This window comes from Oceanospirillum beijerinckii DSM 7166, from assembly GCF_000422425.1.
Taxonomy (GTDB): domain Bacteria; phylum Pseudomonadota; class Gammaproteobacteria; order Pseudomonadales; family Halomonadaceae; genus Oceanospirillum; species Oceanospirillum beijerinckii.
On record NZ_AULT01000009.1, the window covers coordinates 103,132 to 129,250 of the forward strand.

Annotated in this window: 22 protein-coding genes and 1 other RNA gene; 16 read left to right on the plus strand and 7 right to left on the minus strand. The window is 48.6% G+C overall.

What is annotated here, in order from left to right:
* Positions 1–253 precede the first annotated feature (253 nt).
* The 4 genes from coaD to H579_RS0103765 all read left to right on the plus strand — a co-directional run bounded on the left by coaD (position 254) and on the right by H579_RS0103765 (position 5,738).
* Positions 254–736 (plus strand): pantetheine-phosphate adenylyltransferase, encoded by a 483-nt coding sequence (gene coaD, locus H579_RS0103745; protein ID WP_028299569.1) that lies wholly within the window; start codon positions 254–256, stop codon positions 734–736.
* A gap of 34 nt (positions 737–770) precedes the next feature.
* Positions 771–1,025, plus strand: a complete 255-nt coding sequence (locus H579_RS0103750; protein WP_028299570.1) for a YfhL family 4Fe-4S dicluster ferredoxin — start codon at positions 771–773, stop codon at positions 1,023–1,025.
* A 175-nt stretch (positions 1,026–1,200) separates the two neighbouring features.
* The gene (locus H579_RS0103755; RefSeq protein ID WP_028299571.1) at positions 1,201–2,520 is read left to right on the plus strand and encodes an MATE family efflux transporter; all 1,320 of its coding nucleotides are present in this window, start codon (positions 1,201–1,203) and stop codon (positions 2,518–2,520) included.
* A gap of 650 nt (positions 2,521–3,170) precedes the next feature.
* Positions 3,171–5,738: a sensor histidine kinase gene (locus tag H579_RS0103765; protein WP_028299572.1), complete on the plus strand. Its 2,568-nt coding sequence runs from the start codon at positions 3,171–3,173 to the stop codon at positions 5,736–5,738.
* Between the two features lie 171 nt (positions 5,739–5,909).
* Here the strand turns inward: H579_RS0103765 and H579_RS0103770 are convergent, their stop codons facing one another.
* Together H579_RS0103770 and H579_RS0103775 are read right to left on the minus strand one after the other, a co-directional pair.
* Positions 5,910–6,266, minus strand: a complete 357-nt coding sequence (locus tag H579_RS0103770) for a response regulator (protein WP_028299573.1) — start codon at positions 6,264–6,266, stop codon at positions 5,910–5,912.
* A gap of 191 nt (positions 6,267–6,457) precedes the next feature.
* Positions 6,458–7,345, minus strand: a complete 888-nt coding sequence (locus tag H579_RS0103775) for a LysR family transcriptional regulator (protein WP_084623896.1) — start codon at positions 7,343–7,345, stop codon at positions 6,458–6,460.
* Between the two features lie 326 nt (positions 7,346–7,671).
* On the opposite strand from H579_RS0103775, the gene H579_RS29385 reads away from it, so the two are divergent.
* The 4 genes from H579_RS29385 (at position 7,672) to H579_RS0103795 (ending at position 14,510) form a co-directional block, all read left to right on the plus strand.
* Positions 7,672–9,846, plus strand: coding sequence for an aspartate aminotransferase family protein (locus tag H579_RS29385; RefSeq protein ID WP_211224662.1), 2,175 nt, complete (start codon positions 7,672–7,674; stop codon positions 9,844–9,846).
* Between the two features lie 185 nt (positions 9,847–10,031).
* Entirely contained in the window at positions 10,032–11,675 is a 1,644-nt protein-coding gene (locus H579_RS0103785; protein ID WP_084623900.1) for an EAL domain-containing protein, read from the plus strand.
* A 391-nt stretch (positions 11,676–12,066) separates the two neighbouring features.
* Positions 12,067–13,686 (plus strand): sensor domain-containing diguanylate cyclase, encoded by a 1,620-nt coding sequence (locus H579_RS0103790; protein ID WP_028299576.1) that lies wholly within the window; start codon positions 12,067–12,069, stop codon positions 13,684–13,686.
* Positions 13,687–13,760: 74 nt separating this feature from the next.
* Entirely contained in the window at positions 13,761–14,510 is a 750-nt protein-coding gene (locus tag H579_RS0103795) for a substrate-binding periplasmic protein (protein ID WP_028299577.1), read from the plus strand.
* An 81-nt stretch (positions 14,511–14,591) separates the two neighbouring features.
* On the opposite strand, the gene H579_RS0103800 is transcribed toward H579_RS0103795, so the two are convergent.
* The 3 genes from H579_RS0103800 to smpB all read right to left on the minus strand — a co-directional run bounded on the left by H579_RS0103800 (position 14,592) and on the right by smpB (position 16,391).
* Positions 14,592–15,296, minus strand: a complete 705-nt coding sequence (locus H579_RS0103800; RefSeq protein ID WP_028299578.1) for an NHL repeat-containing protein — start codon at positions 15,294–15,296, stop codon at positions 14,592–14,594.
* Between the two features lie 207 nt (positions 15,297–15,503).
* Positions 15,504–15,861, minus strand: a transfer-messenger RNA (tmRNA) gene (gene ssrA, locus H579_RS28430).
* 44 nt (positions 15,862–15,905) lie between these two features.
* Positions 15,906–16,391, minus strand: coding sequence for an SsrA-binding protein SmpB (gene smpB / locus H579_RS0103805; RefSeq protein WP_028299579.1), 486 nt, complete (start codon positions 16,389–16,391; stop codon positions 15,906–15,908).
* A gap of 127 nt (positions 16,392–16,518) precedes the next feature.
* On the opposite strand from smpB, the gene H579_RS0103810 reads away from it, so the two are divergent.
* Positions 16,519–16,953, plus strand: a complete 435-nt coding sequence (locus tag H579_RS0103810) for a type II toxin-antitoxin system RatA family toxin (RefSeq protein ID WP_028299580.1) — start codon at positions 16,519–16,521, stop codon at positions 16,951–16,953.
* Positions 16,943–17,239, plus strand: coding sequence for an RnfH family protein (locus H579_RS0103815; RefSeq protein ID WP_028299581.1), 297 nt, complete (start codon positions 16,943–16,945; stop codon positions 17,237–17,239). The genes H579_RS0103810 and H579_RS0103815 overlap by 11 nt, the downstream gene beginning before the upstream one ends.
* A gap of 135 nt (positions 17,240–17,374) precedes the next feature.
* Here the strand turns inward: H579_RS0103815 and H579_RS0103820 are convergent, their stop codons facing one another.
* Complete coding sequence (locus tag H579_RS0103820; protein WP_051227280.1) at positions 17,375–17,599, minus strand: outer membrane protein assembly factor BamE; 225 nt, start codon at positions 17,597–17,599, stop codon at positions 17,375–17,377.
* 184 nt (positions 17,600–17,783) lie between these two features.
* On the opposite strand from H579_RS0103820, the gene fur reads away from it, so the two are divergent.
* Positions 17,784–18,194: a ferric iron uptake transcriptional regulator gene (fur, locus tag H579_RS0103825; protein ID WP_028299583.1), complete on the plus strand. Its 411-nt coding sequence runs from the start codon at positions 17,784–17,786 to the stop codon at positions 18,192–18,194.
* A 92-nt stretch (positions 18,195–18,286) separates the two neighbouring features.
* Here the strand turns inward: fur and recN are convergent, their stop codons facing one another.
* Entirely contained in the window at positions 18,287–19,960 is a 1,674-nt protein-coding gene (gene recN, locus H579_RS0103830; RefSeq protein ID WP_028299584.1) for a DNA repair protein RecN, read from the minus strand.
* A gap of 218 nt (positions 19,961–20,178) precedes the next feature.
* Here recN and grpE point away from each other — a divergent pair, with 218 nt between their 5' ends.
* The 5 genes from grpE (at position 20,179) to dapB (ending at position 25,942) form a co-directional block, all read left to right on the plus strand.
* Complete coding sequence (grpE, locus tag H579_RS0103835) at positions 20,179–20,748, plus strand: nucleotide exchange factor GrpE (protein WP_028299585.1); 570 nt, start codon at positions 20,179–20,181, stop codon at positions 20,746–20,748.
* A 175-nt stretch (positions 20,749–20,923) separates the two neighbouring features.
* Positions 20,924–22,852: a molecular chaperone DnaK gene (gene dnaK / locus H579_RS0103840; protein WP_028299586.1), complete on the plus strand. Its 1,929-nt coding sequence runs from the start codon at positions 20,924–20,926 to the stop codon at positions 22,850–22,852.
* Between the two features lie 105 nt (positions 22,853–22,957).
* Positions 22,958–24,106, plus strand: coding sequence for a molecular chaperone DnaJ (gene dnaJ, locus H579_RS0103845; protein WP_028299587.1), 1,149 nt, complete (start codon positions 22,958–22,960; stop codon positions 24,104–24,106).
* A gap of 181 nt (positions 24,107–24,287) precedes the next feature.
* On the plus strand, positions 24,288–25,142 hold the full coding sequence (gene cysE, locus H579_RS24115; protein WP_051227281.1) for a serine O-acetyltransferase: 855 nt from the start codon (positions 24,288–24,290) through the stop codon (positions 25,140–25,142).
* A complete protein-coding gene (gene dapB / locus H579_RS0103855; protein ID WP_211224663.1) occupies positions 25,139–25,942 on the plus strand; it encodes a 4-hydroxy-tetrahydrodipicolinate reductase in 804 nt (267 codons plus the stop codon). The genes cysE and dapB overlap by 4 nt, the downstream gene beginning before the upstream one ends.
* The last annotated feature ends 177 nt before the right edge of the window (positions 25,943–26,119 follow it).

Below are 26,119 nucleotides of genomic sequence, written 5' to 3' on the forward strand. Positions count from 1 at the left end.
TTGTTGTAGTTACTAAAAGCATCACGAATATAGCATTATAATCTGGCCAAATCTGTTACACATTGCAGCTTATTGCCAATACCTTAAAGTAATTACTTTAGATGATAATTATATAGATTGCCTAGTCTAAAATACGCGTGGGAGAAGATTAGGCCAATCGCTATAAGGATATAGCGCATAGAAGTTTGTGCAGTGGGTGCAATTTGTTTACCATTCAGCGTCTTTAAATTCCGCGCATAATCAGGACAATGCGATGACAACGGTTGTTTATCCCGGAACCTTTGATCCGATCACTAATGGGCACACCGATCTGGTGGAGCGTGCCAGCCGGATTTTTGACAAAGTGGTATTGGCCATTGCTGCCAGTCCGCGTAAAAAGCCGCTATTGACTCTGGAGCAACGGGTCGAGCTTGCAGAAGCTGTTGTTGCCCCTTATGGCAATGTAGTGGTGTGTGGTTTTGATAGCCTGCTGACTGACTTTTTGGCAGAGCAGCAGGCTCGTGTGATTATTCGGGGCTTAAGAGCAGTTTCAGACTTTGAGTATGAGCTGCAACTGGCTAACCTGAACCGTGCGATGTCTCCCGACGTAGAAAGCATTTTTCTGACACCAGAAGAGCGGAACTCTTATATCTCATCTACGCTGGTGAGAGAGATTTCCTGCCTGAACGGGGATGTGAGCAAATTTGTTCACCCAATCGTTGCTCAGGCGTTAAAAGAACATTTTAAAAACGATTAGCTTGAATTGATTAGTTTGTAACAGAGGTAGCGTTATGGCTTTGATGATTACCGATGAATGCATCAACTGTGATGTATGTGAACCTGAATGTCCGAACGGTGCAATCAGTCAGGGTGATGAGATCTATGAAATTGATCCAAACCTGTGTACTGAGTGTGTAGGTCACTATGACGAACCTCAGTGTGTGTTGGTATGTCCGGTAGAGTGTATTCCTAAAGATCCGGAACATGCAGAAACCGAAGATGAGCTGATGGAAAAGTACAAGATTATCCAGGAATCTCTGGGTTAATTGTTGCGTCTTCAGTGAAATGCAGCGTTCAGCGATGGGCGCTGCATTTTTTTTGCTTGCTTGATCTGCTTTAACCGCTTTAAAGCTATTGTTGTCTGTTAATTGCAATCATTGCCTGATCGCTTTAAACCTTTCTGCATTTCCTTGTTCAACTTTCCGCTGGCAGCGAATTCCAATGAGCTTAAATCAGAAAATATTTGCCCTGTCCTGGCCAATTATTTTATCCAATATCAGTGTGCCGTTATTGGGGTTGGTGGATACTGCGGTGTTGGGCCATCTGTCTTCTGCGGATTATCTGGCGGCCGTGGCATTAGGGGCCAGCCTGTTCAGTTTTTTGTTCTGGGGTTTTGGTTTTCTGCGAATGGGCACGACCGGTGTGGTGGCTCAGGCCGCGGGGCAGCAGAACTGGGCTCAGGTAGTTCGGCTTCTGCAGCAAGGTATTGTCCTGGCGTTGGCTGTTGCGTCGTTACTGTTGATGGCGCAACCCTGGTTGATTGAATTAGGCTTGGCCCTGTTAACCGATAATCAGGGTTTACAGCAGCTTGCGGGACAGTATGCCCGCGTTAGAATCTGGGCGGCTCCTGCGGTTTTGATCAACTATGTTTTGTTGGGCTGGTTTCTGGCGCAGCAGAACAGTCGTTTCTCCTTTTATATGCTGGTGCTGGGTAACAGCGTCAATATCGTGCTGGATCTGTGGTTTGTATTGGGATTGGGTTGGGATGTAAAAGGTGTCGCACTGGCTTCGCTACTGGCTGACTATTTGGTATTGCTGGTCGGGGGGTATCTGGCCTGGTGCCATATCTTGTGCTTGCAGATTGATTACCCGGATAAGTTACGAGGACAGCTACGTGTTTCTCTGGGGCGTTTCAGTGACTATCAAACCCTGCTTAAGGTCAATCATCAGCTGCTGGTCAGAACCTGGGTGCTGTTGTTTGGTATGGCTTTTTTCACGGCTCAGGGTGCGCGTTTGGGTGCCGATGTATTGGCAGCTAATGCGATTTTGCTACAGATGGTGATGTTTGTTTCTTATGCGCTGGATGGTTTGGCTCATAGCGCGGAAGCACTGGTCGGGCAAAGTACGGGAGCTAAACGTATTGATGAATTAAAAGCGATTGTCAGTCGGAGTTTGCTCTTGAGTCTGCTGGCTGCTGGGTTCTTCAGTGTCTGTTATGGTTTGTTTGGTGTTTCGCTGGCTTCATTAATGACTGATCTGCCTGAGGTATTGTTGTTGGTGGATCAATACCTGCTCTGGGTTGTACTGATTCCTATATTCGCTGCAGCCAGTTATCTGTTTGATGGTGTTTATATCGGGCTTACCCGAGCGGATGTCATGCGTAACACCACCGTGTTAGCCACAGGGTTATATCTGCTTGTCTGGTACCTCAGTCAAGGGCTTGGCAATCAAGGGCTATGGTTTGCCTTTACCCTATTCGCATTGCTGCGTTCATTGGGGTTGTACTGGCATTATCGTTGGCGCTTAAAGTTTGCCGAATAAATACAGCTGCAAACTGTAATTATAGAATGATTAAGCGATGAGTCTATCTACGCAGTAAGGATGCTTCTGTCGTATTTGTCCATTGTGTCAGACATATTTGTCTTATCTGGGGGCAGGATGGTGCGTCAGAAAGTAAATATCTTTTTAAAACATGTGGTTATGTAAGAGTATTGGGGTTGGCATCAGCTTTGCTCTATCTATAACAGAAACCGAATACTGACCGAAACAGGACATCCATATTTCAGGCAGTGAACATTTCGGTAGTGATATGTGATAGAGAAAGGAGCAATACGATGAGCCATGCTGAAGACTTTGAACAAATTGGTGCAGTATCAACTATCTTAATGGCTGCCGCAGCGCTGGTTATTGGCATTTTCCCGCTGTTAACCCAGATTTTTGTCCTGCTATAACGGAAGCGAATCCCGGCCTGCGGATTCCGGGGCTTCCTATCTGTGACTTTAGTCACAATTTACTGTAGAAATAAGCGCACTTGTGGCGCTTTTTCTGTTATTTGTTTGCCGTTTTTCCCTCTCTCCTGTATTACACTCAGCAGATTAAAGTGTTTCCCCTACACCCAAAGGGGAGCTTATTTTTTTATAAAAAAACAACTAATATGTATCTTTGTCCTTTATTGTGCAGGAGTGCAAGTAATGCCCTCTGAGTCATCCGGTGCAGGTATAGGCATCCGGGCCAAACTGGTTGCCTTGTTTCTGGTTATTAAAGTGGTACCCCTGATTCTGCTGGCTTTACTGGCCTGGCAAGGGGTGCTGTATCTGGGGGAAGAGCTGGGTAAAGAAACGGACTTGCTCAATAAAGAAGTGCGGGCGACGGTCGCCGATATGGGGGAAATCTTCAGTCGGGAGGCGGAGCAGGCACTGAATGACAGGGCGCGTGAAGAGCTGGAGCGCCTGACCACTGATACGGCCCGATCGGTCGCTAACTTTCTGTATGACCGTGACCAGGATCTGTTACTGGCGGCCAGCTTGCCAGTGGATGAGCAGAGCTATCGTACTTTTATTCAACAGCGTAGCCGCACTCTCGTATCAGAAGGTCAGTGGCAACTGGCCAGTGATGGCTCTGCTTGGCAGCGCTTAGATACAGAGCAAAACAACCACCAGAAAGTAACCGCATCCAATCCTGAAAACCGGGAAAAATTTAATTATCGTGCCCCAGAGGATGTGCTGCCCAGCGAACGTAAGCCTCTTTTTCACGAGATCACCTTTGTCGGTTTGGATGGTCAGGAAAAGCTGAAAGTACAGACCAGCGATCTGTTACCTCCTGAGCTGAGAGATGTTTCTAAACCTGAGAATACCTGGAGTAAGGCCGAGCACTATTTTGCGGAGCTGCAGAAGCTTAAGCCTGGGGAGATTTATGTCTCTGATGTGATCGGGCCCTATGTGCCTTCCCGTATTATCGGCCCTGTCACTCCGGCCAGTGCACAAAAGCGTAATCTGCCATTTGAACCAGAGAGAGAAGCTTTTGCCGGGAAAGAGAATCCGGTGGGCAAACGCTTTAGAGGCATTGTCCGCTGGGCAACGCCCATTGCCCGTGATGGTAAGGTTATAGGGTATGTGACTCTGGCACTGAACCATGATCATATTATGGCTTTTACCAATAATCTCCTGCCTAATGAACAGCGTTATACCGCTATAGCCGATGCGAGCAACGGCAACTACGCCTTTATGTGGGACTATAAGGACCGCAACATTGTCCACCCGCGTCATCACTCTATCGTAGGCTTCGACCCGGAAACCGGTGAGCGTGAAACACCTTGGTTAGAAGCCAGTCTGCATGACCGTTGGCAGGAAAGTGGTCTGCCACTGCGTATGTTCCTGGAAGATATTCGTGACTTTGATGGCCAAAGCCGCAGTAAGCGCCCTTCTAAGACTTTGATTCAGCAGGGGCTGTTGGGCCTTGAGTGCCGTTACCTGAATTTCGCGCCTCAATGTAAGGGGTGGTATGACCTGACACAGTATGGTGGTTCGGGCTCCTTTCTGATTCTCTGGAGCGGGGTTTGGAAGCTCACTACAGCGGCGACTATTCCCTATTACACCGGGCCTTATGGGGATTCACCCCGTGGATTTGGCTTTGTTACCATCGGTGCCAATATTGATGATTTCCAGCAACCGGCGAAGCAAACCGCTGCCGAGATGGATGTTAAGGTTGCTGAGTTGAGTGATACGCTGAAGCAGCGCCAGCACGACCTGCTCGATATTATTGCTGATATTATGCAGGATATTGCCATCAATCTGAGCGTTTCTACGCTGGTGATGGTTGCGGTTGTTTTTGTGATCGCTATCTGGATGGCTTCTTCTATCACTGGATTGGTGAAATACTTTGCCACAGGGCTGAAACAGATTGAATCCGGTGATTACAGTTTCCGCTTCGAGCAGCAGCGAAAAGATGAGATCGGTCAGTTGAGTGAAGCGTTAAACCGTATGGCTGACAGCGTTGAAGCCTCTTTTGAGCTGTCAGATCAGGCGCGCAGGGAAGCCGAGAAAGCGAGTCAGATGAAGAATGACTTCCTGGCCCGTATGTCTCATGAGCTGCGTACACCTCTGAACGGTATTCTGGGCTTTTCCGAAGTCCTTCAGATGGAACAGAAAGACGCAGAAACTCTGGAATATGCCAATATTATCAACAGCAGCGGTCGTCATTTACTGCATCTGGTGGATGATATTCTTGATCTGGCCAAGATCGATGCGGGTCAGTTGGTGTTGACTTATCGTTGCATCACGTTGGATGGCTGGTTGGATAATCTGATCAGTAGTCATCAGCGTAGTGCGGAGAAGAAATCCCTGCTGTTAGTGCTTGAAAATCAGTTGCCTGCGGACTTTGAGCTGGCTGTGGATGATACACGTCTGCGCCAGATTCTGAATAATTTGGTGGATAATGCGATTAAATTCACCCCTAAAGGCTCAATCCGTCTGCTGGTGAGCGAGCAGGATCAACAGGTGTGCTTTGATCTGTTTGATAGCGGTGAAGGGATACCTGAATCGGCACAGCCCTACATTTTTGAGGCTTTCCGTCAGGGATCAGAATTTGTGTCGCGCTATCACGGCGGAACCGGTCTGGGTTTGGCTATTGTCAAGGAGCTGGCTGAGCTGATGGGAGGGCAGGTAACGCTGGTGGCATCCAGTGAACAGGGCTCTCACTTCCGTTTGTTATTACCACAGGTTGCTATTGAACAGGGTGAGCAGGCACAAGTACGGGCTTGAGGCTGTGAGCCTTCTGCTCAGAAGAGGCTATGTGGACCACTAAAGTGTGAGGTGTTGATCGTTTAGGTGAAGTATCAGTGCCGGAGTCATCGCTTTTATTGTCCGAGTGATAGCGATTGCAGCTAGATCACAGGCTGTCTGAATTATAGTGTTTAGCCCTTGTGAACAGGGCTAAGCATTATTTAATGCGGCCAGTAAGCTGTCGACAGAGATGGGTTTAATGATAATGTCGTCGAAGCCTTCGGACATGATCTGAGACTTTTCCTGTTCCATGGCATGGGCGGTGTAGGCAATAATCTTCAGATGTTTGAGCTCTTCCTGCGCGCGCAGGCGATGGCAGACCTGAATACCGTCCATCTCCGGCATATTAATATCCAGCAGAACATGACTGAATTCTGCCAGGTCTTGCCGGGCCAGGGTTTCTATACCGCCAGGCTCTTCAGCCGTTTGCCACCCGAACTTTGCCAGAATGACAGTGGCAATCTTCCGGTTGGAAGGAATATCATCCACAACCAATACTCGTTTCATAACGCTGCCTTTTTATTCTTTGAACGATAAATTAACAAAAAAAGTGGCGTAATGCTTGGTAAATCCTTTACCAACATGGGAATTCGTCTTCAGATGTCTTGTTGCCTGAGGATACCAGAGCATCTTTGCAGCATCATGCTGGCTTATGTTGCTAACGGATGTTCAGGCTGGCTCAGCAGTTGAGCGGCTCTTTAATGGTGCTGTTGCTGATAATGATGAATCATAAACTGCACAAACTGCTGAATTACTGCCTGCTCACTTACAGCTTTTGACCAGATCACGGATTGGCACAGGCTCGGTGGTTGCAGGTGAGACAGTGACAGCGTGGTTAAGCGGCTATCCGGCGGTGTTTCACCCTGAAAAACAAAGGCGATGCCCATGCCTGCAGCCACGGCTTCGCGCTGGCTTTCCTGTGAGTTAAAGCTGAGTAAGGGCTCCAGGGTAATACCTTGCTGCCAAAGCCACTTATTGACCAAACTCTGGGTTTTAGAGCCGTCAGCCCGGAAGATAAACCGCTCATTTAACAGGTCCTGGAGAGTGTTTAGCGGTCTCTGCAGGAGTCTATGGTCTATCGGAAGAACCAGCTCCAGGCTTTGTGGCATCAGATCCAAACGGCGAAACTCAGGGAACTCCTGTTCCGTATGCAGGATGCCGATATCAAACTCCCGTTCCAGTAGTTTGTGCTGTAAGTCCTCAGAACCTGCCACGATCACATCCAGCTCAGTATCCGGGTATTGATGATGGAAAGCGCCAATCACGGGCATCATTACCTGTGCCGAGCCGATACCTACGCGTAGTACCTGGCGCTGTCTCCCTTGAACCTGGTTAAGCAGGGCTTCCGCTTTGTGCTCAATCTGCCCTAAGCCGCGGACCTGATCATAGAGTGCCTGACCGTCTGAAGTAAGGGTCATACCATGACGCCCCCGGTTAAACAGGGTGATCTGATAGTGTTGTTCCAGCCGCTGGAGTTGTTTGCTCAGGCTGGGTTGAGATACCTGAAGCTGATTCGCCGCCTTGCTTAGAGATTGGCTTTTAGCCACCCAATAGAAAGCCCTGAGTTGATTCATTGAGAGCGGCATAGATCTTTCCTGACGTATTTTTCCTGGGAGATGTTCTTGGTGTTTGCTAAGCGTTGTTTTATCGGTCGCGCTGATACGTCTCTGCTTCTGTTGGAGTATGAGGTCATCAGACTAATATTATTCCATTAAGCTAAGCTAAATTCACTTAAGATTCACTAAAAGTTAAGTGTTGAGCTGTCATCCTAGTGTCATCTGATGGTTTCGATCTGGCACTTCACTTGAGCTTGTGCAGAACGGCTAGCCATCAAATTAATGAGCAATCCAATCGATGAATTACCCGGCTAACGATCCATACGCATCTGGCTGGGATGACAAGAGGCGGCAACATGGCTGAGCAGCTACTGAAAAAAGAAGGCGATATTAATCTGGGCGAACGCCGTCAGCGCTGGCAGGCGGAGTATCTGAATGATAACAGCAGGCAGATACTGAATGATGATAGCCGTTATTTTCTGCATCAGGCGATGTCGACGCCTTGTTTAAACGTATTGGAGAAAGCAGAAGGTATCTGGCTGCAGGATAATCAGGGCTGCCGTTATATGGATTTCCATGGCAACAACGTGCATCAGGTGGGTTTTAATCACCCCCATATTAACACCGCTCTGAAGCAGCAGCTGGATGAGCTACCCTTTTGTACCCGCCGTTATACCAATCAGGTGGCTGTAAACTGTGCGAAAAAGCTGGCTGAGCTGATGCCGGGGGATCTGAACCGTGTGCTGTTTGCGCCAGGCGGCACCTCAGTTGTGGGTATGGCGCTGAAGCTGGCGCGTATCGTAACGGGACGTCATAAGGTGGTATCGCTCTGGGATTCTTTCCATGGTGCGTCCATGGATGCGATTGCGGTCGCCGGTACCCACTCTTTTCAGCAGGGGTTAGGGCCACTGTTGCCAGGTGTAGAACGGATTCCACCCGCTACCCGCTATCGTGGCATCTGGACTAAGGAAAAACCCGGTAATCAAGGGCAGCTGGAGAGCACTAAAGAATACGATGACCTGGCCTATGCGGACTATCTGGAGTATGTGCTGGAGCGTGACCCTGAGATCGGGGCTTTTATCGCTGAAACGGTGCGTAATACCGATGCCCAGTTTCCATCTAAGGCGTATTGGCAACGGGTGCGTGAGATCTGTGATCGTCATAATGTGCTGTTGATTCTGGATGAGATCCCCATTGCGTTGGGTCGTCTCGGTAAAATGTTCGCTTTTGAGCACTACGGTATTGAGCCGGATATTCTCTGTTTGGGCAAAGGCCTGGGCGGAGGGATCGTGCCGTTTGCGGCGATGGTGACACGGGATCAGTTTAATATCGCCGAAGAGGTCTCTCTGGGACACTATACCCATGAAAAAAGCCCACTGGGTGCGGCAGCAGCACTGGCCACCATTGAGGTGCTTGAGCAGGAAGCGCTGCTGGAAAAAGTGCAGCGGGATGAAGCCTATATGCGTCAGGCACTGATTAAGCTGGAGCAGAAATATGAACTGATTGGTGATGTGCGGGGCATGGGGCTGCTGTGGGGAATAGAGCTGGTAGAAGATCGAATCAGTAAAAAGCGGGCCAGCGAGGCGGCGGAAGCTGTTATGTATCAGTGTCTGAGTCGTGGTCTGTCCTATAAGGTTTCTCAAGGCAATGTGCTGCAGTTGTCGCCACCTTTGATTATTAGTCGTGAAGAGCTGGATCAGGCGTTGGCGATTCTGGATCAGTCGTTGTTAGCGGTATCTGAGGCGTTTGGTTTTACTGTACATCAAGCGTGTACTGCCGGGAATGGCCTGAATCTTAGCGGTACTTTTTCGATGGTGCGCAAAACCGGTGACGACGGTCAGGTTATACCTTCTTCAACCGTGCCTATGTCCGGGCTGGTTTCACTAAACCCAGATCTCATTAAGGTGCATCACGTCCCCATGATAACGGCTAATCAGGAAACCTTTGTTGAAGCGGGTTTTGGTGACATTGTGGCGGACTTTGATCAGGCCGAAGTGGATATTGTGACCTGGCCAAAACCGGGTTGGCGCGAGGTGGTTGAAGGCACGGGTAACGAAGGAGGTATCACCGAAGGCGAGTTTATCTTTACCTGGGAAGGGGATATGGCCGTGGCCCGTAACCATGCGGTCGATGGTCACTATGTTAGCGGTTGGTTTGCTGATCCTGCTAAAGCCAGCTTTGATGCCCGCTATCAAGATAAGGATCAAGCCTATGGTGGCCGACGCCAGATCTATGTCCGAGAGGCCAATTATCATCCCGATGGATCTCAGATCTTCTATCCACAGGAGCGTACGCCTTTTATCGCACTATTGGCGTTACCGGGTGATGATGTCAAACCGGAAGATTTTATTGCTTTTTATTGTGATGGCAGTTTTGGTATCAAAATTCATCCGGGTATCTGGCATCAGCCACTGTTTCCTCTGGCAGAACGGGCGGTGTTTAATGATAAACAAGGTAGGGTACATGCCTGCATTGCTGTGGACTTTGTCAGTGAGTTCGATACTTACCTGTCTATTGCTTTACCTCAGTAGATAGCTGTTACAGAGAAGGCTGTCGTTACGGCTTCAATATGTAATTAAAGTGATGCGTATTGAAGCCAAGGTCAGAGAAAATAAGCGTTTAGCGTTCCAGGGAAAAATTACGGGTGAATTTTTCGCTAAGCAATGTTAGATTTACGTAACATTCTGTTAATAAGACATAAGAGGGCGCATCTGTAATGCCGCCATTGCCCGCCCGAGTATTCGGACAGCTTTGCCAGCGTTTCCGGCTGTTATCCGGTCAGCATCCTTTGATGTTTCCTCTTATGGCGCTGTATCTGTGTTCCATGGTGACTGCCAGTCTGATACTGGTCGCTTGGTTGAGTTATCAGGTGCAGCAGGATGGTGAGCGGGCTCTGGGGCGGTTAGGTCAGTTTATTGCTTATACCAATCAAACGCTGGCCCAGGTTACGCAGCAACAGCCAGACTGCTCCCCCGATACGGTGACAGGGTTACGGCGGCAGGTCTTTTTAATGGAGCGCATTAAAGAGATAGGGTTGTTTGATCAGAACTTTGCGATCTATTGTGTCAGTAACCAGGGTGAGGTTGAATTCCGGCTTTTTAAACACACCCGTCAGCGCCTGATTGACTCTTTGAGCGGCACCACTCTGTCGTTGACTAAGTCTAAGATCAGCCAGGCCCAGTCCTTATTTATCTATTACCGCAATGAAGCCGGTATGGGAGCCGATGCGTTACTCAGGCCACAGACTTTTATAGATCTGGTGAATCAGGAGTTGCGCTTTCGTGATCTCTCTTTGGATATTCAGGTTATCGGGCGCAGTCTGAACCCTGATAAAGTCGCTGAGCCGGTCGCAGTTGTTGACTCTTTCCTGTTTAAATTACCGGGTTATCCTCTAACACTACGCTTGTGTATTACCGATGAATTACTTGTCCAATATTTGCTTAAACATGCTTGGTTGGGGCTGTTGTTGGGCAGCATGTTGGGGTTGGCTTATTTTGCTGCCCGATTGCGTCGGCTAAGCCGGAACTCACTGCCGAATGCGCTGCAAAGAGCGATAAAGAAAAAAGAGCTGGAGGTGTATTACCAGCCCATCGTTAATCAGAATACGGGCGAGGTTGTAGGGCTGGAAGCTTTGCTGCGCTGGCAACACCCGGAAGAAGGGTTTATCTCTCCTGGGGTCTTTATTCCTTTGGCTGAGCAGCTGGACCTGATTGTGCCGCTGACAGATTTTGTATTGGATGATGTTTGCCATTGGCTCTCCCATCAGCCGGAGCTTTTTTCCGGGCGTTACATCTCGATCAATATCAGCCGTGTACATCTATTGCAGCAGGATTTGGCCAGCCAAATCAAGCAGCGATGCAAAGTTACCCCTCATTTGCCTTCTCATCTGTTGTTGGAGATTACAGAGGATAATGTTTTTTCTGAACATGAGTTGAAGCAGGTCCTGTATCAGTTTAAAGCATTGAAGGCGTTGGGCATCCGTTTAGCGGTTGATGATTTTGGCACGGGCTATTCAGGGCTCGACTTTATCCGGCGTTACCCCTTTGACGTGCTGAAGATCGATCAGGTATTTATAAAGAGCCTGGGAGGAGAGTCGGCCGCCAAACCGTTGTTGGAGGCGATTATCAACCTGGCCCAGGAGCTGAATATGCAGGTGATTGCGGAAGGTATTGAATATTCGTTTCAAGCCCGCAGTTTACAGATTCTGGGTGTCGAGCTGCTGCAAGGCTTTATGTATGCTCATCCAATGCCGAAGCATAGGGTGACACCATTGCTGTTGCAAGAAGCGCCCTTTGCGGCCGAGGGGGTGTCTAATCGGCTACTGCCGTCGTTGCTACTGACGCAGTCAGGAAACGGTTAAGTCAGAAATTCTGATAGAGCAAACAAACTAAATCTCTGGTTTTATTGTATAACTCTTATTTATAATACCTCTTTTATGTTGCAGGCTGGTGTGCAATGGATCTTTTTCTCTGCAACACAACCGTCAGCTTAAAGCAGTATATTGCTAGCAATACTACTGCCGTTGTACTCGTACTCCTTGTTGCGCAATGATCTATACTCAAACAGTTCTTTGGTAATTATGTAACAATGTGTAATCCTTTCAGTTTTGAGTCATCAATCTCGATTATTCCTGCCATAGATTATGAGTGAACCGTTATGATTCCTTATGGGACAGGTTTTCTCTATAAAACCGGCTATTAAAGAGATAGCGTGATGGATATACGTCCCGGATGGACGATGGAGAGTGTTTGATGAGCATATGCTCAGTATTAAGTCAGTTAAGACAAGCCTATCTGGTGGTTGATCTGAATGATTGGCAGCCCGTACTGCTGAATCAGGAGGCTTGCCTGTTACTGTGTGAAAACCTGGACTCTCTGAATCACAGTAAGCTATGGCATAACACCCTGTTACCAGTATTGAAACAGGCGGATAAGGCCCATGATTCTGTGTTTTTCCATCAGCAGACGCTATTCCAGCTATATTTGTCCAAAGTTGAAGAGGATGGCTGTGAGTATCTGGCTGCCTCAATTACCAAAGCAGCGCCATCAAAAGAGCAACTGCACAATCTATTTAGTCTGCTGGATAATCTGGGTGCTTATGTCTACTGCAAGGATACACAGTACAACTATAGCTTTGTAAACCGTCAGGTCTGTGAACTCTTCTCTGCGTTGCCGGAGCAGATTATCGGGCGCAATGACAGGGCTTTTTTTGGAGAAGAAAGCGGTCTTCGCCTGATCAGGGAAAGTGATCATTTTGTTATTGAGCAGGGACAGGTGATTGAGAGGGAGGAGGTGAATTTTATTCCTCATCTCAATGAATACCGGCATTACCTGACGGTAAAAAAGCCCTTGTTCGATGATAGCGGTCAGATTACAGGTCTATTTGGTATCTCAACGGATATTACTGAGCTGAAACGCACACAGCAGCAGCTGTTTGAGAGTGAACAGCAATTGAGCACCATTCTGGATAATGTGGGTGCGTATATTTTTATTAAAGACCGTAATTGTTGCTTCCGTTATATCAACAAGAAAACTGAAGAACTATTCCAGAGAAACAGCGCTGAGGTGGTAGGTCTGAACAATCTTGAATTGCTGGGTGAAGAGCAGGCCGCTGAGTTTGACCGTACCGATGTCCAGGTGTTTGAATCGGGTCAGCGTATCGACTGCCTGGAAACGTTTCAATTGGAAGATGAAGTGCGCTACTACTGGACGGTTAAGATTCCTCTCTGCTCTGATCAGGGAGATGTTGAGCGATATATTGGTATCTCTACGGATATCACAGAGCAGAAACGGTTGGAAAATGAGCTGCGAGAGTCGAACAAATGTCTGGAGCAGCAGCTGGAAGAGATTGGGCGTTTAAAAGATGAGCTGCATATTCAGGCAACTCATGATGCCTTAACAGGCCTCTATAACCGGCGCTTTCTGGAAGAGCACGCCGAGTTGGCCTTTACTGATAGTCAGCGTGGTTCTGCCAGTATTCTGATGGTGGATGTGGATCACTTTAAACAGGTGAATGACACTCTAGGGCATCAACTGGGAGATGAAATCCTGCAGCTTCTGGCTCGGGTGATGATAGATGAATGCCGCACCAATGATCTGGTCTGTCGGTATGGCGGCGAGGAGTTTTTGATTCTGCTACCCAATGCCGATGCGGATGTGGCCTATCAAAAAGCGGAGTGGATTCGCAAGGCCTATGAGATTGAAGTTGCCAGACATTTTCCGCAAGCGGGTGGCAGCAGTATCTCTATTGGTGTCGCTGCTTCGCCAAAGCACGGGCAGGATTTTATTAAGGTCTATCAGGCTGCTGATGAAGCTTTGTATCAAGCTAAAGCACTGGGGCGTAACCGTACTGTACGTGCAACCAACGGATGACAGAAGTTTTTATCGTAATTTTTGGTGGATTCTCACGGAGGTGAATCAGAATATATCCAGATCTGGGAGGTTGTATGAAAGTGTTTGGCAAGTTGGGGTTCTTATTCTCTTTGGCTCAGTTTGGTCATGCAGCGATGGCTGAAGAACCGAAACGGGCTGTTAATATGGCCTGTGCTATGTTCCCTCCTTATAAAATAGAAAGTCGTAAGCCTGAAGTACCCCACTCCGGTATTGACCTGGATGTAGTGCGGGAGGCTTTTGCTGTAACAGGGCGCGAGGTGAGCTTCTCCTTCTTTCCCTGGAAACGGACTGTAAAAATGACCGAGCGAGGAGAGGCAGATGCTTTGTGTGGTTGCGCCTATCGTCCGGAAAGGGAAGAGATGTTTATCTATTCCGATATGCTGGGTTTACACAGCCAGGGCATTTTTGTCAGCGCTGGCAGCTCGCTTAAAACGGTTGATTCCCTGGATGATTTAAAAGGACACAGTATTGCCGCTGTCAGAGGCTATGCCGTTCATAGTGAGTTAAAAGCTTGCGGGGATATTAGGGCGGTGGAAGCTAATGATGATGATCAGTTATTACGTTTACTGAGTGCCAATCGGGTTGATGCGATCTATTCCTATCGGGATATTGTACTTTATCGTATGGCAATGGGTTCCGATAGCCGTAAAATTCGTTATTTTGAATTCAGCAGCCAGCCTTATTACCTATGTTTCTCACGCAAACAGTCAGATATTCAATCCATCGTGGATGATTTTAATCGCGGCTTAAGAGTGATCCGTTTTAATGGTCGCTATCAGGATATCTGGCAGAGTTATCGCTAGTCGCCGAAGCAAAACTGCAGAGGCCCTGACGGCACATGATATGCCGTCAAGCGTGGGGGAGGGTATTACGCGGTACTACAACTACTGGCTGCTAACCAGTTGGCCATCCAGTGAGAACTGCCAGTGATTATTTTGCATGCCGCCACCGGACACTGTAATCAGTGATTCACCGTCAACACTGTGTAGCTGACGCTCATTGAACCATCGTGATTGGCCGTACTCATTCAGAAAAACGCCTTGAGTACTAAACACCTTTACGGTGCGGCTACCACTATTGAGCACGTGTACGTTACCCTGGCTGTCCACTGTCAGGCTAAGGGGGGCATTCAACTGTTCTGACATATCAAGACCAAAACTACCGATAGTACCCAGAATATCGCCTTGAGCACTGATCCAGGTGATTTCATGTTTGCCTGATTCCAGTAAGTAGATATAACCGCTGCTATCCAGTGCAAAATCCCTCAGGCTGGAGGTAGGCAGCTGTACTTGCGGCAGAGCTTCACCGTTTTGGCTGTATACACGCAGCAGGCTTTCGGTTTCAAACCAGATGTAAACAGACTCATTGTATTGGCGAATAATCTGCGCTTGCATGGGTACCGCAACGTTTTGTCCATCTGGGGCCTGAATATGGGCAATAGGTGATGGAATATTTAATGCGGAGAATTGGGCGTTACTGACACGGCTATTGCCGGAATCTGATGAGTTCAGGTTTGCCCAGGACAGGCCTGAAAAACTGGTTGCGCCCAGCAGAAGAGAGCTGGAGGTTAAAAATTGACGACGATCCATAATGATGCATCCTGCTAATTTGAAAACAAAATTAAGTTAAAGCTCGACTAGTTTAATCAAGAGTGAGTCATCTGACTGGCGTCATCATATGGCTGGTGATATAAATAATTAATCATTTGATTGGTTTTTGTTTTTGGAATGCGACATTTAATGTCTTTGTTTTTCGAAGGGCATAAAAAAACCAGCCGGTTGGCTGGTTTTTAAATGTGGTGGAGGTGGCGGGAATTGAACCCGCGTCCGTCAGTCCTCTGCCATCGGCTCTACATGCTTAGTTTCGTCTTTTGATTTAGCATTTAACACTCCAACGAACAAGATTGTTAAACGCGAGCCTTAAAAATATTTAGCAGCGCGGTCTAAGGCGGACTTTGCTGCGAGCCTGTTTCGCGGGCTCATAAACCTTGTCCAGAAGTTACAGGCAACTTCCTTCAAAGGCAGCCATTAAGCGGCTAGAGCGTAGTTTTCGTCGTTTGCGACTATTTAGTAGTAACGCGGGATTTACGAGATACGTTACCCTCTCGACATGCACCTCAGGGTTCGAAACCAGCGTCGAAGCCAAGTCACCCCCAGATAATCCTGCAATTATAATGATTTACAGGACTTTTACCAGCCTTATCCAGCATGCTCACGAACAATACGTGCCTTTTGACGTCCCCAATCACGGTCTTTCTCTGTTGCGCGCTTGTCATGCTGCTGCTTACCGATAGCCAGAGCGATTTCACATTTCACCTTGTTCTTTTTCCAGTACAGGGCTAATGGTACGCAGGTCTGACCTTTTTGATTGATGGTGGCAAAAATCTTAGCGATCTCTTTTTTATGCAGCAGCAGCTTACGATTACGGGTTGGATCAGCAATTATATGGGTTGATGCGCTGATCAGTGGCGTAAAGTGAGCGCCCATAAGCCAGACCTCACCCTGATGCATAATCACATAGGCATCGGTGATCTGTGCCTTACCTGCACGAATACTTTTAACTTCCCAGCCAGCCAAAGCGACACCGGCCTCGAATTTATCATTAATATGATATTCGTGGCGGGCGCGTTTATTGAGCGCTATGGTGCTGCCTTCGGTTTTTGCTTTTTTCTGTTTTTTAGCCATACCCGCATTATAAAGCGAAGTTTGCCAAAGGGCTATGCAACAAAAACGTGAAAAATCAATTTCATGCTACAATTTCGTTTTTTACTGGGGTATTCCCTGTCTTGATCAAGATCTGAGAGTGTCGTCAATGACAACTGTGACCCGAACTGCACTGGTTATGCATTCTGCCAAGCAGATGTATGACCTGGTAAATGATTGCGAATCTTATCCGAAGTTTTTGCCCTGGTGCTCAAATGCCCGTCTGATTGAGTTTTCGGATACTTATATGGTGGGTGAACTGGAAGTCGCCAAAGCGGGCATAAAGCACAGCTTTACAACGCGTAATACATTACATGAGCCTCATAAGATTGAGCTGGCGCTGGTGAATGGCCCCTTTAAACGTCTGGAAGGTGAGTGGCGTTTTGACGCGCTATCTGAAGAAGCCTGTAAGGTATCGCTGACTCTGGAATTTGAGTTTGCCGGTAAAATGTTAGGGTTGGCATTGGGAAGTGTATTTAACCAGGCCGCTAATACGATGGTCGATGCGTTTTGTCATAGGGCAGATGAGGTTTATGGACGATAAGTTAATTCGGGTAGAAGTGGTCTACGCGCTGGCTACTGAACAGCGGGTCATTGAGATTTTTGTACCTGAAGGTACTCATATAGTAGAAGCCGCCCGTCAATCAGGCATTGCGGATCATTTTCCAGAGATTGATCTGTCTTCGGCACCGATGGGGGTGTTTGGTAAAGTCATCAAACAGCCGGAACAGCACGTGCTGAGAGAGAACGATAGGGTTGAAATCTATCGTCCACTGATTGCTGACCCTAAAAAAGCCCGTGCTAACCGGGCCGCAAAGCAGGAAAAGTAGCCTTCGTGCTGTGATACGACCGGCTTTTACCTGTCAGGCCCTTAATTGACAGAGGCTCTGCCAGTAAAAAGGACAAAATAAGCACTGCTTTATCGATAAAACGGTGCTTACTCTGGCCAGGCAGGTGTGGGGCGCTCAGCCTTTGGGTTTTGGAAATTGCTCAATAGAGCGCAGGATATCGCCATCGAAAAATAGGGTAACGCGTTTCTCGGTGACATTATCTCTGGGATCTTTCGACCAATAGGTGTAATCCCAGCGCTCTTTGTTAAAGGTCGCCGGGGAGAGTGGCGTACCCATGACATAAATAACCTGTTCACGGGTAAGTCCTTGTTTTAGCTGTGACAGCATCTCCTCTGTCATTACGTGACCCTGTTGTAGCTCCCGTTTGTAAATTCCGGGAAAAATACAGCCAGAAAGTGTGACGAATGAGGAAAAGATGACTAAAATGATCAGTCTTTGCATATGAGAATATCTTTCACTATGTTGTGCAAGTCTGGAATAATACCGGAATAAGTACCGACTGCGAAGCGAGACCAATAAAACCATGGCCGATCAAAACCAAGAATTGAAAAAAGTAGGTTTAAAAGTAACTCTACCCCGAATCAAAATCCTGCAGCTGCTGGAAGCCGCCGAAGCCCGTCATATGAGTGCAGAGGATGTCTATAAGGCCCTGCTGGATGCAGGGGAAGATGTTGGCCTGGCGACTGTGTATCGTGTGTTGACGCAATTTGAATCTGCCGGTTTGGTTGAACGTCATAATTTCGATGGTGGCCATGCGGTATTTGAAATTGCCCGCGAAGAGCATCACGATCACATGGTATGCGTAGACAGCGGTGAAGTGATTGAGTTCTACAGCCCTGAAATTGAAGATATGCAGCGTAAGATTGTTGAGGAACATGGCTTTGAGCTGGTTGAGCACTCCCTGGTGCTGTATGTACGGAAGAAAGAAGGTTAATCCGTTACTGTCGTGTTCATCTTATCAATGCCCCTGGTATCGAGTGTAGTATCAGGGGCGTTGTTTATAGTTTGTTCAGAGGGGCTTGCGGCTTAAGCGACCTGACTGCCCAAGAGCATCTCGCGGGCGTGGGCCAGAGTCTGTTCTGTGAGATCTACTCCACCTAACATGCGGGCCAGTTCAGTCACCCGCTGATCTTCATCAAGCCAGTGCATTTCGGATTTGGTACTGTTTTTAGTGCTGAACTTGCGGATATGCAAGTGTTGGTCACCTTGGGCTGCTACCTGAGGCAAGTGAGTAATCGATAGAATCTGCCCGCTTTTTGCCAGATCATGTAGCAGTTTGCCAACAATTTCCGCCGTGCCTCCACTGATGCCTACGCCTACTTCGTCAAATACCAGGGTTGGTATAGTTGAGGTTTGGGCCGTGACTACCTGGATGGCCAGACTGATCCGCGACAGCTCACCGCCGGAGGCGATCTTTATCATGGGTTTCGCAGGCTGGCCGGGATTAGTACTGATCATAAACTCGACATCATCCAGTCCTGTGGATTGGAACTGCTCCGTCGGTTGGACGCGGGTTTCAAAACGGGCACTGCCCATTCCCAGCAGGGCCAGCTGCTTGTTGATCTGGCGATTAAGTTTGTCGGCGGCAACCCTGCGCTTCTGACTGATTTGAGCAGCCTGTTCGCGGAATATCTGAGTTAGCCCTTCCAGTTGTTCGGCAATCAGGTCGATATTTTGCGGCCCGCTTTCGATTCTATCCAGCTCCTCTCGCAGCTGAATACTGTGCTGATACAACTCTTCCGGCAGGATATGATGCTTGCGTGCTAGTTGGTAGATTGTGGACAGACGTTCTTCAACAAACTGCAACCGTTCCGGGTCCAGCTCACAGCTATCGACAAAGTAATTCAGCTCTCTTGAGGCTTCTTCCACCTGGATTAGTGCTTCGTTTAACAGTTGGTTAATCTCGTTCAGGCGGGCATCCTGTGTGGGGATCTGGCTTAGGCGTTGGCAGGCGTAGTTCAGGACCTGACGGGCGCTGTTATCATCGCCGTCACACAACTCAAGTGTCGCTTGCCCCTCGGCAATCAGGGTTTCGGCATTGGCCAGTTTTTGCTGTTCCTCTTCCAGTGTCTGTAGTTCCTGATCTTCCAGCGCCAGTTGTTCCAGTTCCTCGACCTGATAACGTAGCAGTTCCAGGCGGGCCTGCTGTTCGCTGTCCTGATTTTTCAGTTGTTCCAGCTGGCGGCGGCACTTCTGCCAATCCCGGAAAATCTGGCTCTGTTTTTGTACGGATTTCTCTAAATGAGCAAACTCGTCCAGTAGGATCAGATGTGTGTCCTTTCGCAGCAGTGATTGATGTTCATGCTGGCCGTGAATATCGATCAGGTAGCTACCCAGTTGTTTCAGTTGCTGCACGGAACAGGGTTGGCCGTTGATCCAAGCTTTCGAGCGACCGTTGGCGTGAATCACGCGGCGTAGAATGCACTCGCTGCTGTCTTCGCCATCAAGCTCGTTTTCTTTCAGCCAGCGTTGGCCCTGGGCTAGTTTGGTGATGTCAAAATGCGCGTGAATCTCCGCCTTGGGTGTGCCGTGGCGTACGCTGTCTGCGTCGGCCCGGTCACCCAAAGCCAGGCCCAGGGCGTCAAGCATAATGGATTTACCAGCACCGGTTTCACCGGTAATCACTGTCATGCCGGCGGGTAGATCCAGCTCAAGCTGTTCCACAATCGCCAGGTTATTAATCGCCAGATAGGTCAGCATCGGGGCTTCCTCTTGCCGGTATGCCTAAGAATCAAAGCACCTAAGGGAATATTTGGCTTAGGTTGATATGTGTATTTATACAGTATTTTTGCGGACTGTCACAATCAAAGGTTTATTTTTTTATTACCCCGCTGGAAAAAGGGTTGAAAAAAAATCCCCAAGCCCAATATAGCCAAGCAACTGGTGATAACAGATCTTACACGAGAGATACAAACACGATGACAACAGAAGAGCAGAAAAATACCGAGCAGGCTGAACTGAATCAGGACGCACAAACCGAGCAGGTTGATGTGGAACAGAATGCTGACAATGGTGATGCCGTTGTTGATTTTGCTGCCCAGCTGGCAGAACTGCAAGAGCAGTTAGATCAGGCAAAAGATCAGGCATTGCGCGCGCACGCTGATGCTCAAAATGCACGTCGTCGGGCGGAAAAGGACGTCGAGAACGCTCATAAGTTTGCTCTGGAGAAATTCTCTAAGGAGCTGTTGCCTGTTGTCGACAGCCTGGAACACGCTCTGGCTGCCTTTGATCAGCACGAAGTGGCCGATGCGGTAAAAGAAGGGGTTGAGATGACCCTGAATATGTTTATAAGCACTCTGGGTAAGTTTAACGTTGAACAGATCGATCCAACCGGCACACCATTTGACCCTCAGTTCCATGAGGCGATGTCGATGGTGCCTAACCCGGATGTGGAGCCAAACACTGTAATTGCTGTGATGCAGAAAGGGTATCTGTTAAACGGTCGTTTGGTGCGTCCTGCGATGGTAATGGTCGCTAAAGCACCTTAAGGCTACTTTCTAAGTCCTTGTCTGAAGGCGCTGAAAAAAGCGTAAAAAATTCAGATTCAGGCCTTGAAAGAAAATCTAAAGGCCTTATATAGCAGTTAAATGCAAAGAAAAGCGGCGAAAGATATAGCAACGTCGCGAATATTGACAGAATTTAAGATTTAAGTCGGAGATAGTTATGGGTCGCATTATCGGTATCGATTTAGGAACAACCAACTCTTGCGTTGCAGTAATGGATGGTGACAAGGCGAAGGTGATTGAGAACGCTGAAGGCGATCGCACCACCCCATCAATCATCGCTTTTACTGATGATAACGAAACGCTGGTTGGTCAGTCTGCAAAACGTCAGGCTGTGACCAACCCTAATAATACTCTGTTTGCGGTTAAGCGTCTGATTGGTCGTCGTTTTGAAGATGATGTTGTTCAGAAAGACATCAAAATGGTGCCTTACAAGATCGTTAAAGCAGACAATGGTGATGCCTGGGTTGAAGTAAAAGGCGATAAGAAAGCACCGCCACAGGTTTCCGCAGAAGTTCTGAAGAAAATGAAGAAAACTGCTGAAGATTACCTGGGTGAGCCAGTGACTGAAGCAGTAATCACTGTACCGGCTTACTTCAACGATTCTCAGCGTCAGGCCACTAAAGACGCGGGTAAGATCGCAGGTCTGGACGTAAAACGTATTATCAACGAGCCAACTGCAGCAGCGCTGGCCTACGGCATGGACAAGGCCCGTGGTGACCGCACTGTAGCGGTATATGACCTGGGTGGTGGTACTTTCGATATCTCTATCATCGAGATCGCTGAAGTAGACGGCGAGCACCAGTTTGAAGTACTGGCGACCAACGGTGACACCTTCCTGGGTGGTGAGGACTTTGACCTGGCGGTGATTAACTACCTGGCAGATGAGTTCAAGAAAGAATCCGGTATCGATCTGCATAACGATCCTCTGGCGCTGCAGCGTCTTAAGGAAGCCGGTGAGAAAGCGAAGATCGAACTGTCCAGCAGCCAACAGACTGACGTTAACCTGCCGTATATCACAGCAGATGCGACCGGTCCTAAGCACCTGAATGTTAAGTTGACTCGTGCCAAGCTGGAATCTCTGGTTGAAGAGTTGGTTAAGCGCTCTCTGGCTCCGTGTGCGACAGCACTGAAAGATGCTGATCTGTCTGCTTCCGAGATCGATGATGTGATCCTGGTGGGTGGTCAGACCCGTATGCCTATGGTTCAGGAGAAGGTTGCTGAGTTCTTCGGTAAAGAGCCGCGTAAAGATGTTAACCCGGACGAAGCGGTAGCAATCGGTGCTTCTATTCAGGGTGGTGTACTGGCGGGTGACGTGAAAGACGTACTGCTGTTGGACGTAAGCCCTCTGACGCTGGGTATCGAGACTATGGGTGGTGTTGCAACACCACTGATCGATAAGAACACCACGATTCCTACTAAGAAGTCTCAGGTGTTCTCAACGGCCGATGATAACCAGACTGCAGTAACCATTCATGTGGTACAGGGTGAGCGTAAGCAAGCGCAGCAGAATAAGTCTCTGGGTCGTTTCGATCTGGCGGATATTCCACCAGCACCACGCGGCGTGCCTCAGATTGAGGTAACGTTCGATATCGATGCCAACGGTATTCTGAATGTGTCCGCGAAAGACAAAGCGACCGGCAAAGAGCAGTCGATCGTAATTAAAGCGTCTTCTGGCCTGAGCGATGAAGAGATCGATCAAATGGTGGCGGATGCGGAAGCGAACGCAGAAGAAGATAAGAAGTTTGAAGAGATGGTGCAGGTGCGTAACCAAGGTGACAGCATGTTGCACGCCACTAAGAAAACTCTAGAAGAAGCAGGCGATAAAGCATCTGCTGAAGAGAAGGAAAAGATTGAATCAGCAATCAGTGCTTTGGAAGAAGCCCTGAAAGGTGACGATATCGAAGATATCAAAGCAAAAACCAACGCACTGACTGAAGCCTCTGGTGAGCTGGCTCAGAAACTGTACGCTGAGCAGGCGCAACAGGTTGGTCCAGGCGCGGCAGGTGAACAGCCAAAGCAGGATTCTGCTAAAGCAGACGACGTGGTAGATGCTGAGTTTGAAGAAGTGAAAGACGACAAGAAATAAGTCGTCTTAGCAGGGATGATACAAGAACGCGGGAGTCTCTCCCGCGTTCTTGTCTGTGCAAAACTTGATTCAGAATTTTCTTTCCAAATCGATGGTTAGCTAGCAATGTCAAAGCGCGATTTTTACGAAGTACTGGGTGTCTCTAAGAGCGATGATGAGAAGGCGATCAAAAAAGCCTATCGTCGTCTGGCCATGAAGTACCACCCGGACCGTAACCCGGATGATGAAGAAGCCGCGGAAAAATTCCGTGAAGCTACCGCAGCCTATGAAGTGCTGACGGATAGTGAAAAACGGGCCGCCTACGATCAGTACGGTCATGCCGGAGTTGACGGTCAGGCTGGATTCGGTGGTGGCGGCTTTGGTGGCGCTGGTGCTGGTGGTTTTGGTGATATTTTTGGCGATGTATTCGGCGATATCTTTGGTGGCGGCGGTGGTCGTCAGCATAATCCGAATGCACCGCAAAGGGGTTCTGATCTGAGATATCGCCTGGATCTGAATCTGGAAGAAGCGGTCCACGGCACCACGGTTAGCATAAAGGTGCCGACCATGGTGGAGTGTGATACCTGTGATGGTACAGGCTCTGCGGATAAATCTGATCCAGTGACCTGTACGACCTGTGGTGGTCATGGTCAGGTGCGTATGCAGCAGGGTTTCTTCTCTGTGCAGCAGACCTGTCCGGCCTGTCATGGTCGTGGTACTCAGGTGAAAAACCCTTGTCGTACCTGTCGTGGTGAAGGTCGCAGACAGGATCAGAAGACCTTGTCGGTTAAGATTCCTCCGGGTGTGGATACCGGTGATCGTATTCGTCTGTCTGGCGAGGGTGAGTCTGGTGTTAATGGTGGACCAACCGGTGATCTGTATGTGCAGGTGAGCGTACGTCAGCATGCGATCTTTGAACGCGATGGCAAGGACCTGTATTGTGAAGTACCTGTGTCTTTTGTTGATGCGGCGCTGGGTGGTGAGCTGGAAGTGCCGACGCTGGATGGTCGCGTGAAACTGAAGATTCCTGCGGAAACCCAATCCGGTAAGATGTTCAGGCTGCGTGGAAAGGGTGTGAAGCCTGTGCGTGGTGGTTCTCAAGGTGATCTCTTGTGTCGTGTTCAGGTCGAGACACCTGTCAATCTGACCTCTCGTCAGAAGGAGCTACTGCAGGAGTTCCAGGACAGTATGGAAGATACCAGTCATAAACACTCACCTAAAAAGAGTGGCTGGTTTGATTCAGTGAAAAACTTCTTTGAAGACTTTAAGAGCTGATTGTTACAATTAGTCTTACTGCAGGAAGCGGTCCCGGAGCTTGGTAAAGGCTTTGGGCGCTTCCTGTTTTTGTTTCTGGCATGACGATCTCTATTTATCAGCATGAATAGAGCAGTGAGATCCGCTAGTGTCAGATAGTAGAAAAAATTAACTCACCTGAAGCAAATGCAAGGGTTGTTGTATGGCTCCTATCCCAATTGATAAATCTGCCCTGTGGCAGGGGATTCAAGATGAGGCGCGTCTGGAAGCAGAACGTGAGCCTTTTCTTGGCAGTTACTTTCACTCGACCATCATCGGTCATAGCAATCTATCCAGTGCGCTGTCCTATCTTCTGGCGGTTAAGCTGGCCGATGATGTGATGCCAGCCGTTAGTCTGAGAGAGTTGATTGAAGAGGCGCTTGATAGTAACTGTCAAATTATCGAATCCACCTGTCAGGACTTGATAGCAGTGCGTGAGCGGGACCCGGCGATCAGCCAGTTGTCCACGGTGTTGTTGTATCTGAAAGGCTTTCATGCCCTACAGGCTTATCGGGTGGCTCACTGCATGTGGTGTCATGGTCGTCGTTCCATGGCGCTTTATCTTCAGAGTCGCATCAGCTCGGTGTTTCAGGTGGATATTCACCCCGCGGCTAAGATCGGTAAGGGTGTGATGTTTGATCATGCTACTGGTATTGTCGTCGGTGAAACCTGCGTCATTGAGGACGATGTCTCCATTCTGCAGAACGTGACTCTGGGTGGTACTGGTAAAGAGTGCGGAGATCGTCACCCGAAAATTCGTGAGGGTGTATTGATCGCTGCAGGTGCCAAAATCTTTGGTAATATCGAGATTGGTGCGGGCGCTAAAGTGGGCGGTGGTTCTGTTGTGTTGGAAAATGTGCCGCCACACACGACTGTGGTCGGTGTGCCTGCAAAGATTGTTGGGCGGCCGGAATGCGAAAAGCCTGCTCTGGATATGAATCAGCAGATTTCCAGTGTAGACGATGCGGATAATAATCCTGCTGAAGCAAGAGAAACTGAAGGAAGTAACGAATGGTGATCAGAGTGGCGGTAATCGGCGCAGCAGGCCGTATGGGCAAAACCAATATCGAAGCAGTGACTCAGGCGGAAGGCGTGACTCTGGGCGCGGCCATTGTTGAGCCGGATAGCTCCCTGATTGGTGCAGATGCCGGTGAAGTGGCAGGTGTTGGCAAGCTGGGTGTGGCGATTGTGGGTGGCCTGGCTGACGCCAAAGATGACTTTGATGTGCTGATCGATTTCACCTCGCCACAAACGACATTGAAGAACCTGGCGTTCTGTGCGGAGCATAAGAAGCAGATCATTATTGGCACGACAGGTCTGAATGAGGCTGAAAAGGCTGAGCTTGAATCCTATGCCGACAAAGTGGCGATTATGTTTGCGCCTAATATGAGTGTCGGTGTTAACGTGACGCTGAAGCTGTTGGAGTTGGCAGCGAAGACCTTGGGTGATGACTACGATGTGGAGATCATCGAAGCGCACCACCGTCATAAGGTGGATTCCCCTTCCGGTACTGCGATCCGTATGGGTGAAGCGGTAGCCGATGCGCTGGGGCGTGATCTGAAAGAGTGTGCGGTCTATGGTCGTGAAGGTCAGATTGGTCCGCGTACGCAGAAAGAGATCGGTTTTGAAACCATTCGTGCCGGTGATGTGGTGGGTGATCATACCGTACTGTTTGCCACCGAAGGTGAGCGTATCGAGATTACCCATAAGGCGTCTAGCCGTATGACCTTTGCGAAAGGTGCGGTACGTGCCTGTAGTTGGTTGGCGGATAAAGAAGTGGGCCTGTTTGATATGCAGGATGTGTTGTCTCTGAAATAGATAACAGAAGAAGAGCTACAGTATGGCAATAAGCGATGCTGTAGCTATTTGTCGGTGCTGAATTGAGATAAACCGCAATGCCTGTGTTTGATTAATTTCCCCCTTGTCTGCGGATAATCGTGGACATCTCCGGGGTAAATTGCATAAAATACTGCAGATTAGTGGCCAACTGACAGG